This window comes from [Clostridium] colinum (assembly GCF_940677205.1).
In the GTDB taxonomy this organism is placed as follows: domain Bacteria; phylum Bacillota; class Clostridia; order Lachnospirales; family CAG-274; genus Tyzzerella; species Tyzzerella colina.
Genome location: NZ_OW712331.1, coordinates 1,579,642 through 1,596,518, shown reverse-complemented (window position 1 = coordinate 1,596,518; position 16,877 = coordinate 1,579,642). Strand labels below are relative to the sequence as shown.

The 16,877-nt window shown below is 26.3% G+C and carries 17 protein-coding genes and 1 riboswitch; of the genes, 14 read left to right on the top strand and 3 right to left on the bottom strand.

Going from position 1 to position 16,877, the window contains the following annotated elements; all coding sequences use genetic code 11:
• Positions 1–11 precede the first annotated feature (11 nt).
• Positions 12–737 (bottom strand): lysophospholipid acyltransferase family protein, encoded by a 726-nt coding sequence (locus tag NBW53_RS07835; RefSeq protein ID WP_250277720.1) that lies wholly within the window; start codon positions 735–737, stop codon positions 12–14.
• A gap of 164 nt (positions 738–901) precedes the next feature.
• Here NBW53_RS07835 and NBW53_RS07830 point away from each other — a divergent pair, with 164 nt between their 5' ends.
• From NBW53_RS07830 to NBW53_RS07820, 3 genes are all read left to right on the top strand, one after another.
• Positions 902–1,138: a phage holin gene (locus tag NBW53_RS07830; RefSeq protein WP_250277719.1), complete on the top strand. Its 237-nt coding sequence runs from the start codon at positions 902–904 to the stop codon at positions 1,136–1,138.
• A gap of 10 nt (positions 1,139–1,148) precedes the next feature.
• Complete coding sequence (locus NBW53_RS07825; RefSeq protein ID WP_250277718.1) at positions 1,149–1,766, top strand: M15 family metallopeptidase; 618 nt, start codon at positions 1,149–1,151, stop codon at positions 1,764–1,766.
• A 438-nt stretch (positions 1,767–2,204) separates the two neighbouring features.
• Positions 2,205–2,477: a DUF6514 family protein gene (locus NBW53_RS07820; RefSeq protein ID WP_250277717.1), complete on the top strand. Its 273-nt coding sequence runs from the start codon at positions 2,205–2,207 to the stop codon at positions 2,475–2,477.
• 73 nt (positions 2,478–2,550) lie between these two features.
• Here the strand turns inward: NBW53_RS07820 and NBW53_RS07815 are convergent, their stop codons facing one another.
• The gene (locus NBW53_RS07815) at positions 2,551–3,822 is read right to left on the bottom strand and encodes an adenylosuccinate synthase (RefSeq protein ID WP_250277716.1); all 1,272 of its coding nucleotides are present in this window, start codon (positions 3,820–3,822) and stop codon (positions 2,551–2,553) included.
• Positions 3,823–3,834: 12 nt separating this feature from the next.
• Positions 3,835–5,268 (bottom strand): adenylosuccinate lyase, encoded by a 1,434-nt coding sequence (gene purB, locus NBW53_RS07810; RefSeq protein ID WP_250277715.1) that lies wholly within the window; start codon positions 5,266–5,268, stop codon positions 3,835–3,837.
• 633 nt (positions 5,269–5,901) lie between these two features.
• Here purB and NBW53_RS07805 point away from each other — a divergent pair.
• From NBW53_RS07805 to NBW53_RS07755, 11 genes are all read left to right on the top strand, one after another.
• Positions 5,902–6,414 carry a hypothetical protein gene (locus NBW53_RS07805; protein WP_250277714.1) on the top strand — a complete coding sequence of 171 codons (513 nt, stop codon included), beginning with the start codon at positions 5,902–5,904 and terminating at the stop codon, positions 6,412–6,414.
• Between the two features lie 255 nt (positions 6,415–6,669).
• Positions 6,670–6,781, top strand: a riboswitch (TPP riboswitch).
• 84 nt (positions 6,782–6,865) lie between these two features.
• Positions 6,866–7,171: a thiamine-binding protein gene (locus NBW53_RS07800; RefSeq protein WP_250277713.1), complete on the top strand. Its 306-nt coding sequence runs from the start codon at positions 6,866–6,868 to the stop codon at positions 7,169–7,171.
• Positions 7,143–7,898: an ABC transporter permease gene (locus tag NBW53_RS07795; protein ID WP_250277712.1), complete on the top strand. Its 756-nt coding sequence runs from the start codon at positions 7,143–7,145 to the stop codon at positions 7,896–7,898. The genes NBW53_RS07800 and NBW53_RS07795 overlap by 29 nt, the downstream gene beginning before the upstream one ends.
• 15 nt (positions 7,899–7,913) lie before the next feature.
• On the top strand, positions 7,914–8,909 hold the full coding sequence (locus NBW53_RS07790; RefSeq protein ID WP_250277711.1) for an ABC transporter substrate-binding protein: 996 nt from the start codon (positions 7,914–7,916) through the stop codon (positions 8,907–8,909).
• Between the two features lie 10 nt (positions 8,910–8,919).
• Complete coding sequence (locus tag NBW53_RS07785; protein ID WP_250277710.1) at positions 8,920–9,669, top strand: ABC transporter ATP-binding protein; 750 nt, start codon at positions 8,920–8,922, stop codon at positions 9,667–9,669.
• A gap of 56 nt (positions 9,670–9,725) precedes the next feature.
• Entirely contained in the window at positions 9,726–10,535 is an 810-nt protein-coding gene (locus NBW53_RS07780) for a hypothetical protein (protein ID WP_250277709.1), read from the top strand.
• 255 nt (positions 10,536–10,790) lie between these two features.
• Positions 10,791–11,108 (top strand): DUF6110 family protein, encoded by a 318-nt coding sequence (locus NBW53_RS07775; protein WP_250277708.1) that lies wholly within the window; start codon positions 10,791–10,793, stop codon positions 11,106–11,108.
• A gap of 89 nt (positions 11,109–11,197) precedes the next feature.
• Positions 11,198–13,288: a heavy metal translocating P-type ATPase gene (locus NBW53_RS07770; RefSeq protein WP_250277707.1), complete on the top strand. Its 2,091-nt coding sequence runs from the start codon at positions 11,198–11,200 to the stop codon at positions 13,286–13,288.
• 241 nt (positions 13,289–13,529) lie between these two features.
• On the top strand, positions 13,530–15,761 hold the full coding sequence (locus NBW53_RS07765) for a RelA/SpoT family protein (protein ID WP_250277706.1): 2,232 nt from the start codon (positions 13,530–13,532) through the stop codon (positions 15,759–15,761).
• A gap of 9 nt (positions 15,762–15,770) precedes the next feature.
• Positions 15,771–16,220 carry a D-aminoacyl-tRNA deacylase gene (dtd, locus tag NBW53_RS07760; RefSeq protein ID WP_250277705.1) on the top strand — a complete coding sequence of 150 codons (450 nt, stop codon included), beginning with the start codon at positions 15,771–15,773 and terminating at the stop codon, positions 16,218–16,220.
• 9 nt (positions 16,221–16,229) lie between these two features.
• Positions 16,230–16,871 carry an MBL fold metallo-hydrolase gene (locus NBW53_RS07755; protein WP_250277704.1) on the top strand — a complete coding sequence of 214 codons (642 nt, stop codon included), beginning with the start codon at positions 16,230–16,232 and terminating at the stop codon, positions 16,869–16,871.
• Positions 16,872–16,877: the final 6 nt, after the last annotated feature.

Genomic DNA, 16,877 nt, shown 5'->3' with positions numbered 1-16,877 from the left:
TTAGCCTTTCATTATACAGTTTTTGGGAGCTTTTCTTCTATTATATGTTTTACCTTGTTAGGTAAATCTTCTTTTTCTTCATTAGACATATTTTCTAAATAGATAGGGCTATGGATATAAACATTAACTGTGTCAGGTTTTATCATTCCTTTGTTTTTTTCTTTTAGCTTGTAAGAACCATCAATAGTAACAGGTACAATAGGGGTATTAGTTTTTGTAGCAAGCTTAAAGCTACCTGCTTTAAATTCTCCTATTTTATCACTTTTACTTCTTGTACCTTCTGGAAATATAACCATACTATGTCCATCTTTTATAAATTTTATTGCTTGATTTATTGTTTTTAAAGATTGTTTTAAATCATTTCTATCCATAAAAACACAACCTAAATATTTCATCCAAGTTCTTAACACAGGAAATTTTTGTAGTTCTATTTTTGCAACAAAGCCTTTTTCTTTAGGTATTAAAGCCATAAATATAGCTATATCAAAATCACCTTGATGGTTGCTTATAAAAACTACATTTTTATCTTCTGGTATATTTTCTTTTCCATATACATTTATAGTAGCACCGCTATCTTTTATACGATTCATTGCCCAGTTAGAAGTTTGAGAAAAACAATAATTATAAAATTTTTCTATTTCATTATTTTTTAAAAGTTTTTCAGCTTTTTTTAAGCAAGGATAATTTATAAACATTAAAAATATAAACTTAAAATACCATTTTATTGTTCTAAACATATTTTCCTCCTTAGTTATATTAATATATATATTATATCATAAAAATTAAATTTGTATATATATTACAGTATTAACAAATTTATTAAATTTAGCATATATTATTATAGATATATATTTTTATATATCTATGGACAAGTATATAAATAAGGAGATAGTATATTTTTATGAAAATAGATTGGAAAGCTAGGGTTAAAAATCCTATATTTTGGATAAATACAATTATAGCATTTTTAGCACCTATTTTAGTATATTATAAAGTATCATCAGAAGATTTTACAAGTTGGTCTAGCATATTTACTATTGGGTTAAATGCATTAAAAAATCCATATGTATTGGGTCTTGCTTTAGTTTCTTTATGGAATAATATTATAAATCCAACAACAAAAGGTATAAGAGATTAGAGGTGATTTTATGAGTAGAGATATAACTTTATTACATCCAGATTTACAAATAATTATACCAAAGTTTTTAAAAGAATGTGAAAAACATAATTTAATAGTAAAAATAACAGATACATTAAGAACAAAACAAGAGCAGAATAATTTATATGCACAAGGAAGAACAAAACCAGGTAAAATAATTACGTGGGTAAAATATCCATATAGCAATCATAACTGGGGTATGGCTTTTGACATATGTAGAAATGATGGAAAAGGAGCTTATAATGATAGTGGTGATTGGTTTTTTAAAGTAGGAGAAATAGGGAAAAAATTTGGATTATCTTGGGGTGGAGATTGGCAACCACAGGACAAACCTCATTTTGAACTTAGAAAATATGGAACAACTAATTATTTAGTTCAAACTTATAATACATTCAAAAATTTTCAAGAAACTTGGTATAACAATGAGGAGGTAAAGTATATGTTAGTAGATAGAAAATATAAGTATAAAAATAAAACTAAGACTTATAAAGTTATAAATACTGATGGAGAAAATTATATAAAAGTAAGAGATTTTTGTGAATTATTAGATAAAGGTGTAACATATGATAGTAAAACTAAAATAACAACAATAAATGATATTGTATAAACTAATAAATATTTAGGTTGTAGACTTTGTCTACAACCTTTCAAAAAAATAACAAGATTATTTTTTTAAGCCACTGTATGAAAAAAGCAGATTTTTGTACAAAGGCTAAAGTAACCTATAAATATAGCTTTTACATAATACCAGGTAAAGTCTTGTTTTGTGATTAAAATTTTTATGTAAAGTATAAAAATGACAAAATTAACCTAAAATATTTTATTTTCAATTTGATTATTAATAAAAGTATATTTATTGATTATTTTTTTATTTCTAGTATAATATATAAAATATTTTTGTGCAAATTATATATAATACTTTAAGTATTGTTAAAAACATATAAAAATATTTTCAAAATATGTATATTTTCTAACGTAATAATACTATTAGTATATTTAAATAAATAAGACATATATGTATAATTAATTAAAAGGAGTGAAATATATGATAATAAAAACAAATAGTATTATTATAAAAGATGACTTTAATAATGATATAAAAGTAGAATATAACTTTATTAAAACAGATATTGATGAAAATATTTTATATGGATTTAGCATAAAAGCAGTAAATCAAAATAATAATGAAAAATCTTATAAAGAATATTTAGATTTTAGCAAAGATTTAAAATATGCTGAAAAGATATTTAATATATTAATAAAAAATCAAGTTTTACCTGTAAATCTTATTAATATACTAGATGATTTTATAGACTAAAATAGTTTAAGGCTGAAGAAAATCCTCAGCCTTTTTATTTAATAAAAAAGTTTTGATTAATTTTTATAAAAAATTATCTAAATAAAATTTCATCTCTTTTAGGACCATTAGAAACCATAGATATTTTAACACCTAGTTGTTTTTCTATAAATTCTACATAATCTTTAGCTTCTTGTGGTAAATTACTATATTCTTTTATACCACGAATATCAGTTTTCCAACCTTTAAGCTCTTCATAAACAGGCTTTGCTCTGTAAAGTTCTTCAGTTGTTAAAAAGTCTTTATATACTTTGCCATCTATTTCATAGCCAGTACAAATTTTTATAGTATCCATATAGCTTAGAACATCAAGACAAGTAATACAAACTTCTGTTGCACCTTGAATTTCACATCCATATCTTGTAGCAACTGCATCAAAATATCCAACACGGCGAGGGCGTCCAGTAGTAGCACCATATTCACCAGAATCTCCACCACGTTTTCTAAGTTCTTCTGCTTCTTCTCCAAATAGTTCACTAACAAAAGGTCCTTCTCCAACAGCACTAGAATAAGCTTTTGTTATAACAGTTATTTCTTTAATAGTGTGAGGAGGTATACCAGCACCAACACTAGCATAGCCTGCAAGAGTAGATGAACTAGTAACATATGGATATATACCGTGGTCTGTATCTTTTAAAGCTCCAAGTTGACCTTCTAAAAGTATATTTTTCCCTTCTTTAATAGCATTTCTAAGATATGTTGAAGTGTCTTTTACATTTTCTTTAATCATATCTGCATATTTTAAAAGTTTTTCATAAATTTCTAAATAATCTATTTCTGGTTTATTATATAAATATTTAAATTGAATATTTATTTTTTCATACATATGCTTAAGTTTATCTTTAAGAGAGTCTTTTTCATAAAGTTCCCAAACTTGAAGTCCAACTTTAGAAAATTTATCTGCATAAAAAGGTGCAATACCACTTTTTGTAGATCCAAACTTTCTATCACCTAAGCGTTCTTCTTCATAAATATCTAAAAGAACGTGATGAGGTAGTAAAACTTGAGCTCTATCAGATATAAGAAGATTAAATTTTATTCCTTTTGATGTAATACTTTCTATTTCTTCCATAAGATATTCTATATTAAGTGCTACACCATTACCTATAATGTTAACTGTATTAGGATTAAAAACACCAGAAGGTAATTGATGAAGAGCAAACTTACCATATTTATTTATAATTGTATGGCCAGCATTACTCCCACCTTGAAATCTAACAACTATATCAGATTGTTCTGCACAAAGGTCTGTTATTTTACCTTTACCTTCATCTCCCCAGTTTGCACCAACTATTGCTCTAATCATTTTATCTCCTCCTTAAACAGTAAGTTTGCTACCTTCTACAAGTTTAGTTTTGTTACATTCTAAAACAGGTGTAACTTCTTCATTTATATAATCTAAAACTTGCATAGGAGCACGCCCAATAAAGTTTTTAGGCTCTAATATTTTTGTTATATCTTCCATAGTAAGATTAAAAGATTTATCATTTACTATACGCTTAATAAGGTCATTTTTACCACCATCAACTTTAACAACTTTTGAAGCTTCCATAGAATATTGGCGGATTTTTTCGTGTAATTCTTGTCTATCTCCACCATTTTTAACAGCATTCATCATAATATTTTCTGTAGCCATAAAAGGTAGTTCTTCCATTATGTGTTTTTCTATAACTTTAGGATATACAACTAAATTTTCAGATACATTTATATAAATATTTAAAATAGCATCTGTTGATAAAAATGCTTCTGGTATTGCTATTCTTTTATTAGAAGAATCATCTAAAGTTCTTTCAAACCATTGAGTAGATGTAGTTATAGCAGGATTTAACGCATCTACAATAACATATCTTGCAAGGCCTGTTATTCTTTCACAACGCATAGGATTTCTTTTATAAGCCATAGCAGAAGACCCAACTTGATTTTTTTCAAAAGGTTCTTCTATTTCTTTTAAATGTTGTAAAAGTCTTATGTCATTTGAAAATTTTGTAGCACTTTGAGCTAATCCACTTAATAAATTTATAACAATACTATCAAGTTTTCTAGTATATGTTTGTCCAGAAACAGAAAAAACAGATTTAAATCCAAGTTTTTCAGCTATAAGATAATCTAATTTTTTTACTTTTTCATTATCATTATTAAAAAGCTCCATAAAACTAGCTTGAGTGCCAGTTGTACCTTTAGACCCTAATAATTTTAAGTTTTCAAGGCAAAAATCTATTTGTTCTAAGTCCATCATTAAATCTTGTATCCAAAGGCAAGCTCTTTTTCCAACTGTTGTAAGCTGAGCTGCTTGAAAATGAGTAAAAGCAAGTGTAGGAAGTGCTTTATATTCTAAAGCAAATTTAGATAAATTTGATATAATAGTTAAAATTTTACCTTTTATAAGATTTAAAGCATCTTTCATAATAATAATATCGGTATTATCACCAACATAACAGCTTGTAGCTCCAAGGTGTATTATTGGTTTAGCTTTTGGACATTGAACGCCATAGGCATATATGTGAGCCATAACATCGTGTCTTATTATTTTTTCACGCTCTATTGCAACATCATAATTTATATTATCGGCAAAGGACTCTAGCTCTTTTATTTGCTCATCACTAATGTCAAGGCCTAGCTCTTTTTGAGCTTTTGCAAGTGTTATCCAAAGTTTTCTCCAAGTTTTAAACTTTTTATCTGGAGAAAAAATTTGGGTCATCTCTTTACTTGCATAACGAGAGTTTAGAGGACTTTCATAAACATTTTTATCCATATTTTTATCCTTTCTAGATATAAATTATAATAGATAATTTACATTAATAAGGTATATACATATAAAAACTTATAAGTATAAAATTAATATATGATTTAAAATAATACATGAATTACATTTAAGGTTGTAGACAAAGTCTATAACCTTTCAAAAAAATAACAAGATTATTTTTTTGAGGTGCTGTATGAAAAAAAGCTGATTTATTTGCATAAGGGCTAAAGCCTCTATAAATCTAGATTTTTGCATAATACGAGGCAAAGCCTTATATTGTGATTATAATTTTTATACAAAGCATAAAAATAAAAAAATTACTCATAGAGTATTTTGTCTACAGTTTGTAATTATTATTTATACTTGATATTGTATATTTTAAACCATTTTTATTTTAAGTACACATAATAAATAAAATTTTATGTACTAAACCTTAAATTTTTAAATTTGTAAATAATCTTTACTAAAGAATTTTAAACTTTATATAAAAAAAAAGCAAGTATTTTTATAAAAAAATTTATATTATTAAAATTTAATAAATAATAAATCTAAAAAATAGTTTTATATAAATAGTTAAAATATGAATATATAGTATTTCTTAGCATATAAATATATAAAAACAATTTTTTAGGGGGATAAATAATGTATCCATATTTTTCAAAAAAAGATGAAACAATAGAAAAAAAAGATATTTTAGAAAATGATTTAGATGATAAAATAGAAGAAAAACTAGAAAATGATTTTAGAACACATATTATAGAGTCCATAGGAGAAGCTATAAAAGAGCAAGATGAAAATAGTAGATATTATGAAAAGTTATATAATATTGTTAAAGATGAAAAAGATAAAAATACATTAAGACAAATACATCTTAATGAAACAAAATTTAAAAATATATTTATGAAATTATATAAAATGTTAACAGGAAAAGACTTTGAATTAAGAGAAGATTATGAAGAAATTGATTTAGATGATAATATATCAGAAGAGTTTTATGATAGTATAGAAGACCAACTAGAAAATATAGAATTTTATAGAATACTTATGTCAGCTTTTTCAGATTTACCAATAAGAGATATGATATATGAAATTATAGTTGGAAAACAAAAAAATGCTCAATTATTAAGTAATTTATATAATAAGTATAAAAAGTAAAGGCTATATAAGTATATAACCTTTCGTTGTAATAACAAAATTATCACGCTAATTTACTGTATGAATAAAGTAAGTGGTTTTTATGTAAGGGGCTAAAGCCTCTTTAAAACCTAGATTTGCGTATTATACTATTTAAATATCTACTTTTGTTTATAAATTTTAGTTTGCCTTTATTATGAAATTTTTAAGTATAAAAATTAGATAAACGTTTTGTCTTGACAATATTAAAAAATGATAATATACTAAATTTAAGTTAATATTATTCGAGGGTGCTAAGTTTTCTTGGCTGAGAGAATGCTAATAGAAGCATTTAACCTTTATACCTGAACTGGATAATGCCAGCGTAGGAAGAATATGATTGTATTTTATGTGCAAAGGTGTTTTTCCTCTGCACTTTTTTATTATTTAATTTTATATAAATATTAATAAATGTATGTAAAGGAGAGTATTTATGAAAAAATGTTATGAAGCAAGTATGGCAATACAAATATTACCTAATTTACAAGAAAAGGAAGAAAAAATAAAAGTTATTGATAAAGTAATAGAAAATATAAAAAATAAAGGACTTAATATGGTAGTTTGTCCATTTGAAACTGTTGTAGAAGGCAAATTAGATGAAATATTAGGTATTTTAAAAGAAAGCATACTAATAGCAGAAAAAGAAGGAGCTAAAGATATATTAACATATATAAAAATAGCTTACAACCCTTTAGGAGTGATGAGTATAGATGAAAAAATTTCAAAACATAATAAATAAATATATTAGTTTTTTTACAATTATATTAATAATTGTAATATGGTTTATAATAACATATATAGAGCTTATACCTAGATTTATGTTGCCTAGTCCATTAGATGTTTTATTAGCGCTTATAAAAGATTTTAAACTAATTTTTAATCATACAGTTTTTACACTTTTAGAGGCTATTATAGGGCTTTTTATAAGTGTAATATTTAGTTTTATATTATCAATTATTATGGATAGGTATAAAATTTTTAATAAAGCAATATATCCTATTTTAATAATTAGTCAAACGATACCAACAATAGCTATAGCACCTATTATTGTACTTTGGTTCGGATTTGGTATTATGCCCAAAATATTACTTATATTTTTTACTTGTTTTTTTCCAATAACTATAAGTATACTTAATGGATTTAAAAATATAGATGAAGATATGTTAAAATTAATGAAATCTATGGACAGTAGTTATTTAAAAACACTATTTATTATAAAAATTCCACTTTCTATGAGAAGTTTTTTTTCGGGGCTTAAAATATCTGCAACTTATGCAATAGTTGGAGCTGTTGTTTCTGAATGGCTTGGGGGAGAAAAGGGTATAGGCGTTTATATGACTAGAGTAAAAAAGGCATATTCCTTTGATAAAATGTTTGCAAGTATTATAGTAATTAGTTTACTTAGTTTAATACTAGTTAGATTTATAAAATTTTTAGAAAATAAAATAATATACTGGAAAGAATAGTTTTAGGAGAATAATATGAAAATATTTAATAAAATTATATTTATATTTTTAATATGTAGTATATTTGTTGGGTGTGTTAATAATACAAACAATATTGAAGAAAAAAAACAAAATTATAAAGTTAGCTTTTTATTAGATTGGACACCAAATACAAATCATACAGGAATATACGTAGCGTTAGAAAAAGGATTTTATGATGAAGTTTCAATCGATTTAGAAATATTAAACCCTCCAGAGGAATCTACAACACTATTAGTAGCATCTGGTAAAGCAGATTTTGGAATATCTTTTCAAGATACTATTGGTATGGCTATGAATGAAAATGAAAAATTTCCTATAAAAGCTATTGCTACTATTATACAACATAATACTTCTGGTATTTTATCTTTAAAAGAAGATGGGATATATAGTTTTAAAAATTTAGAAGGAAAAGTATATGCAACGTGGGATAATGTTTTAGAACAAGAAACAATAAGACAAGTTATGAAAAACCAAGGAGGAGATTTTGAAAAAGTAAAACTTTATCATAGCTATGTAACAGACGCATTATCGGCAATACAAGCTAATGTAGATGCTGTTTGGGTATTTGAAGCGTGGGATGTTATTAATGCAAAAGTAAGTGGACTTGATTATAATTTTATAAAATTTAAAGATGTAGAGCCTAAATTAGATTTTTATACACCAGTTATAGTATCTAGTGAAAAATGTTTAATAGAAAATGAAGAAATAGCCAAAAGATTTTTACAGGCTACAAAAAAAGGCTATGAATATGCAATAGAAAATCCAGAAGAAAGTGCTAAAATATTACATAAATATGTACCAGAGTATGATGTTAATATGCTTATAGAAAGCCAAAAATATCTTGCAAATCAATATAAAAGTGAGGTAGAAAGATGGGGTTATATAGACCCTAAAAGATGGAATACATTTTATAGTTGGGCATATGATAAGGGTATAATAACAAAAGATTTAACAGATAAAGGTTTTACAAATGATTATTTACCAGAATAAAGGAGAAAATATGGATTATATAAGATTAGAAAATATATGTAAATCTTATAATAATGTAGAAATAATAAAAAATATAAGTTTTACTTTAAAAAAGGGAGAAATAGTATCTTTTCTTGGTAAAAGCGGTGTTGGAAAAACAACATTATTTAATATATTAGCAGGGTTTGAAGAAGCAGATAAAGGTAAAATTTTTTTACAAAATAAAGATATTACAGCAGAAAATAAAAATATAAGCTATATGACACAAAAACATTTATTAATACCATATATTAATGTTTTAGATAATGTTTGTTTGCCATTTAAAATAAAAGGAATAGATAAAAATATAGCATATGAAAAAGCTATACCTATGTTAGAAAAATTTGGACTATCAAAACATATAAATAAATATCCCAATGAGCTATCTGGAGGAATGAAGCAAAGAGTATCTTTTATAAGAGCATATTTAAAAGAAAGTGATTTAATGCTTTTTGATGAGCCTTTTTCAGCTTTAGATAGTATAACTAAACAAAGTATATATGAATGGTTTAAATATATGACAAGATATGAACAGAAAACAACAATATTTATAACACATGATATAAATGAGGCAATTTATTTATCGGATAAAGTATATATTTTGGCAAAAAAACCAGCTAATATAGTTTTATCATTAGAAATAAATAATAACATAGAAAATTTTAGAACAAGTAACGAATTTATGTCTTATTATAGGCAAATAACAGATTGTTTAGAAAAATATTTGGTAGAAAATTACTAAATAATGCATAAAATTTTGTCGATATAAAATAAACAAAAAGTTATGGAGAGGATATAATGGCTTATAATGATAAAAAAATAAAATTAGATGCATCTCAAAAAGAAATAAATAAAAAATTTAAAAATGAGATAGAGGATACAGAGCAAAAAATATATTGGTATATAAAGTTTAGCTCTGCTTTAGATGAAAAAAGTGTATCTACAAAAACAATGAATGTTACAGACACAAAAGGCTATATTTTTAAAACTAACATAGAATATAATAAAGAGCTAGAGCTAATAGTTATAGAAACTTTAGAGCCATACAAAGAAGAGGAATATTATATATTGCACGTTAACAAAAATGTAAGAGCAGAAAATTTAAAAAAATTAAAAAAAGACGTTCATATATTATTTAAGATAAAAGGTGGAGAAGTAGCAGAATTTAAAGAGCTTGGAGATAATGTTGTAGTACCTAAACCTAGATATAGGCCTAAAATGAAACAAAAAGAAACAAAATCTAGAGTATATAACTTTCAAAAAGAAGGACAAGCAGATATGTTAGGTGATAGATTGGCATATGCTCATATTAAATTTAACCCTATTATAGCAATAGTAGGTGTTCCTTTATTTTTGATAGGCATATTTTTAAATAACCAAATTATAATAGCTTTAGGTGGAGTTATAGCTTTTTTAGGATTTTCTCATATAATATTACAGGTAACAAGAAGAGAATTTAGGTCTATGTTAAACTACAATTTGGGAGTTTTTAGTTTTAACAGAGAAAAATATAAAAAAGCAAAAAAAAGATTTAAAAAGGCTTTAAATATAGATGTATATAATGAATTTGCAGAATATGGTTTAAATAAAGTATCATTTTTTTTATAATATAATTTTTAAAAATGTACAATTATTGTGATAAAAAGTCTTAAAAAATAACAAGTATTGACAAAATATTTTATTTTTCTAAATATTTGTTGAAAAGTATATTGAATTAGTGTAGAATAAAATTAAACTAACCTTGAAAGAAGTGATATTATGAAAAAACATAAATTTTGGGCTTATGCAACTATATTTTGTATGGCTATGGTTTTTTATACAGGATACAAACATAAATAAAAATTTACTTAGGAGTTGATAAAAATGTTTAACAAAATAGTTAATAAAGGAAAAATTTTAAAAAATGTAGGTATTTTTGCAGGCGGAGCTTTATTTGGTACAGTAGGTGTTAAGTTATTAGCAAGTAAAGATGCAAAAAATATATATACAAAAACTTTAGCAGCAGGACTTCGTGTTAAAGATTGTGTAATGACAACAACTATGAAAGTGCAAGAAACAGCAGAAGATATTTTAGCAGAAGCACAAGAAATTAATGCTAGAAGAGCAGAAGCAGAATACGAACAAGAAAATGAAAGTTTTTTTGAAGATGAAACAGTAGAAGAGGAAGAAGATAAAGAGTAGTTAATAGTTATAACTTTAAAATAGCTGTCCTTTGAGAAAATTCTCAGGGACAGTTCTTTTATTTATAATTAACTAGGAAAGGAGTAGTTATGAGATATAAGATAAAACATTCTATAAACGGAAGAATTCGTTTTCAAATAGGTATAAGAGAGCTAACAAAAGAGCAAGAAGATATATTAGAACAATATCTTTTATCTAAAGATGGAGTAGAAAAAGTTAAAATATATGGAAAAACAGCAAGTGTTGCTATTTGGTATTCGTCTGAAAAAAGATATATTTTAGCTATTATGAAAGAGTATCAGTATAATACGGCAAAAGAGCAATTTCAATTAAGAGAGTCTAACACAAATGCCACTAATAAATATTATAAAGAAAAAATGATAGAAAAAATATCAAAAAAATTTATAATGAAAATGTTTGTGCCAAGGCCTGTAGGTCTTTTTGTTATATGCTTTAAGGCAGCTAGATACATAGTAAAAGGGATTTTTACATTAGCTAAAGAAGGGTTAAAAGTAGAAGTTTTAGATGCTATTGCTATTGGTGTGTCTGTCTTACAAAAAGATTTTAAAACAGCAGGGTCTATAATGTTTTTATTAGAAATAGGTGGATTATTAGAAGAATGGACACATAAAAAATCTATAAATGCGTTAGCAGATAGTATGGCGCTTAATGTAGAAAAAGTTTGGATAAAAACAGAAGATAGTGAAATACAAATACCTTTTTCAAATATACAACAAGGAGATATTATTGTTGTAAGAACAGGGACTATGATACCGGTAGATGGAGTAGTTGTTAGTGGGGAAGGTATGGTTAATCAAGCTTCTTTAACAGGTGAGTGTGTTCCAATTGAAAAAGAAGAAGGTGGATATGTATATGCTGGTACTGTTTTAGAAGAAGGCGAGCTTTTGATTAAAGTAAAAGATGGAGTTGGGGCTACAAGATATGAAAAAATATTAAATATGATAGAAAACTCCGAAAAATTAAAATCTGGCATACAGTCAAAGGCAGAAAGGCTTGCAGATAATCTTGTGCCTTATACTTTAGCAGGGACTGTTTTAACGGCAATACTTACAAGAAATTTAACAAAATCTTTATCAATATTAATGGCAGATTTTTCTTGTGCTCTTAAATTATCAATGCCTTTAGCAGTGTTATCGGCTATGAAAGAGTGTAGCGAACACAATATTACAGTTAAAGGTGGAAAATTTTTAGAGGCAGTTGCCGAAGCCGATACATTTGTATTTGATAAAACAGGGACGCTTACAAAAGCAGAACCTATTATTAAAAAAATATACACATTTAATGGGTATGACAGAGATGAGGTATTAAAAATATCAGCTTGCCTAGAAGAGCATTTTCCTCATTCTATAGCTAGAGCAGTAGTTCGTCAGGCCATAAATGAAGGCATAGAACATAAAGAAATGCATACAAAAGTAGAATATATTGTTGCTCATGGTATAGTTTCTACTATTGAAAATGAGCGAGCTTTAATAGGTAGTTATCATTTTGTAGTGGAAGATGAAAAAGTAGAGTTAAACGAAGAAGAAAAGGAAAAAATAGAGTCAATAGAAAAAGAATATTCTCGTTTATATCTTGCTATTGGTGGAAAATTAGCAGGTATATTATGTATACAAGACCCTATAAGAAATGAAGCTAAACAGGTTATTAAAACTCTTAAAAAGCAAGGGTTTAAAAATCTTGTTATGATGACAGGTGATAATGAATATACGGCACAATGTGTAGCTAAAGAAGTTGGTATAGATAAATATTTTGCTGAGGTATTGCCAGATGATAAAGCTAATTTTGTAAAAGAGGCTAAAGAAAATGGACACACAGTTTTAATGATAGGAGATGGAATAAATGATTCGCCAGCACTTTCTTATGCAGATGCTGGGATAGCTATGAAAGAAGGAGCTCATATTGCTAAAGAGATAGCAGATATTACAATAAGTTCGGATAGTTTAGAACAAATTGTAATTTTAAGAGAAATATCTCAATTATTAATGAATAGAATACAAAGAAATTATCGTATTATTATTGGATTTAATTTAGGGCTAATTTTATTAGGCTTAGGTGGAATTATAACACCGGCAACATCGGCTTTATTACATAATACATCTACTATTGCCATTGGCCTTGAAAGTATGACAAAATTAAAAAAAGATAAAAAAAGAAATTAAAAAATTTAAACTGAACATAAAATATTTTTAGATTTTAGACTTTGGATATAACATTAAAAATTATGTATATTTATAGATATAATATATAAAATAATATATAAATATTTATTTTAAAAACAAAATTTTATAATATAGGGTATTGTATATAAACTTACAATATCCTATATTATTTTTACTTGAAATTATTTGAAAAAATTAATATAATAATAAGTAATACAATAGCTTTGAGAGGAGGATATTTATGGAAGAATGCAAAATGCTTTATGATGAATTAATACAAAAAGTAAAAAAATATCATCCAGCAACAGATTTTAGCATTATAGAAAAAGCTTATAACCTTGCAAAAGAAGCACACGGCAATCAACTTAGAAAATCTGGCGAACCTTATATTATACATCCTTTATATGTGGCTATTATATTAGCTGAATTAGAGCTAGATTTAGAGTCTATAGCAGCAGGTATTTTACATGATGTAATAGAAGATACAAAATATTCTTTTGAGGATTTAAAACAACTTTTTAATGAAGAAATAGCAATTATTGTAAGCGGTGTTACAAAACTTGATAAATTTACTTATTCATCATCTTCTAAAGAAGAATTGCAAGCAGAAAATTATAGAAAAATGTTTTTAGCAATGGCAAAAGATATAAGAGTAATATTAATAAAGGTAGCAGATAGGTTACATAATATGCGAACCTTACAATTTATGAGCAGAGAAAAACAAATAGAAAAAGCTCAAGAAACTTTAGATATATATGCTCCTTTAGCTACAAGACTTGGTATATTTAAAATAAAAGTGGAGCTTGAAGATTTATGCCTTAGATATTTAGACCCAACGGCTTATTATGATTTGGCAGAAAAAATAGAGCGTAAAAAACACCAACGAGAAGAATATGTAGAAAAAATAGTTGGAGAAATATCAAAAAAATGTCAAGAAGATAATATAAAATGTGAAATATATGGAAGACCAAAACATTTTTTTAGCATTTATAAAAAAATGCTTAACAAAAACAAAACACTAGACCAAATATTTGACCTTTTTGCCGTAAGAATAATAGTAGATAATATAAGAGATTGTTATGAAGTTTTGGGAATTGTACACGAAATGTATAAACCTATACCTAGTAGATTTAAAGACTATATAGCTATGCCAAAAGCTAATATGTATCAGTCTTTACATAATACGCTTATAGGGCCAGAAGGTTTACCTTTTGAAATACAAATTAGAACATGGGAAATGCACCGTATAGCCGAATATGGTATTGCAGCCCATTGGAAATATAAATCTGGTAGTAAAAATGTGAAAGAATCGGCACAGGAAGAAAAACTTACGTGGCTTAGACAAATATTGGAATGGCAAAAAGATATGTCAGACAATAAAGAGTTTATGGAGACAATAAAAACAGATTTAGACTCTTTTAATGAAAATGTTTATTGTTTTACACCTTCTGGAGATGTTAAAAGCCTTCCTTATGGGTCTATACCAATAGATTTTGCATATTCTATACATAGTGCAGTTGGTAACACTATGGTAGGAGCTAGAGTAAATGGTAAAATAGTAACTTTTGACTATATTTTACAAAATGGAGATAGAATAGAGATAATAACAAGTCAAAATTCTCGTGGGCCTAGTATGGATTGGTTAAAAATGGTTAAAAGTAGTGAGGCCAAAAATAAAATAAACCAGTGGTTTAAAACTATAAACAAAGAAGAAAATATATTAAAAGGCAAAGAGATGCTTGAAAAAGAGGCGAAACGTAAAGGCTTTGTTTTTACAGAATTAGCTACTTGTGCAAGGATAAAGAAAGTATTAGAGAGATATGGCTTTAAAGACTGGGACGCAATATGTGCAGCTATTGGCCACGGTGGGTTAAAAGAAGGCCAAATAATAAATAGATTTATAGAAGAGCTTAAAAAAGAAATAAATAAAAATAGAACTGCAGAAGAAATAGTAAAACAAACAGAAGAGATTATATTAAACTCTAATATGAGCAGTGAATTTGTTAGAAAGCATAAAAATGATTCTGGTATAGTTATACAAGGTATAACTGGCTTAGATATTAGAGTATCTAAATGTTGTAGCCCAGTGCCTGGAGATGAGATAGTAGGGTTTGTAACAAAAGGTAGAGGTGTATCTATACACAGAACAGACTGTATAAACATAATAAACCTTTTAGAAGATGATAGAAAAAGGCTAATAGAGGCTAATTGGAGCTTAGATAAAAGCAAAGGAAAAGAGTTTTTAGCAGAAATTAGAATAACAGGTGAAGACAGGCTAGGACTCTTAGTAGATATAACAAAAGTATTTACAGATGAAAAATTATCTCTTAAAAATATTAACGCAAGAACAATAAAATTTGATTTTATTATTGATGCAACTATTACTATAAGAGATAAATCTGAGCTTGAATATATATGTAAAAAAATAAAAAATATTAAAGGTGTTTATGATATACAAAGGGTTACAACATAGGAGGATAATATGAGAGTTGTTTTACAAAGAGTGGCAAAGGCAAAAGTAGATATAAATGGAAATACTGTTGGAAAGATAGACCAAGGTATAGTTGCTCTTGTAGGAATTAATAATACAGACAATATAGAAACTTTTAAGTATATATGTGATAAAATTATAAATCTTAGAATATTTGAAGATAATGAAGGCAAACTTAATTTATCTATAAAAGATTTAGGCTTAGGGCTTTTGATAGTACCTAATTTTACAGTGTATGCAGATGCTAGAAAAGGCCGTAGGCCGAGCTTTGTTGGTGGAGCAAAACCAGACGAAGCAGAAAAAATATTTAATGATTTTATAGCATATTTTAAAGAAAATTATGATAAAGTTGAGACTGGTGTATTTAGAGCCGATATGCAAGTAAATCTTATAAATGATGGACCTATTACTATTCTTTTAGATAGTGATAAATTATTTTAGGAGGTTAATATGAAGGTAAAAGTTGAAATAGTGGGCGGAGCTATGATGCAAAATTGTTATTTTGCAATAGAAGAAAATACAAACAATGCAATAGTAATAGACCCAGGTGCAGATGCCGATAAGCTTATTGATGTAATAGAAAAAGAAAAATTAAACTTAAAATATATTGTTTTAACACACGGTCATTTTGACCATATAGGAGCTTGTGAAGATATAAAAGAAAAATATAATACTCCTATTGTTATATGTGAAGGAGAGGAAACTTTAATTGAGCACTCAGAAAATAACCTTTCACATATGATAAACTGTAAAATAGAGATAAAAGCAGATATAGTTTTAAAAGATAATGATATATTTAAATTTGGTGATAGATTATCATTTAAAGTAATAAAAACACCAGGGCATACACCAGGAGGTATGTGTTTATACTTTGAAGAAGAAAAAGTACTTTTTTCTGGAGATACATTATTTTATGGGTCTGTGGGAAGAACAGATTTTCCTTATGGTAATTCGTCATATTTAATAAAATCTATTAATAGGCTTAAAGAATTACCAGATGATACAGTTGTCTATTGTGGTCACGGTAATAAAACTACAATAGGAACAGAAAAAAATATTAACCCTTATATGGGTAATATGTATGAATATTAGAAAGTT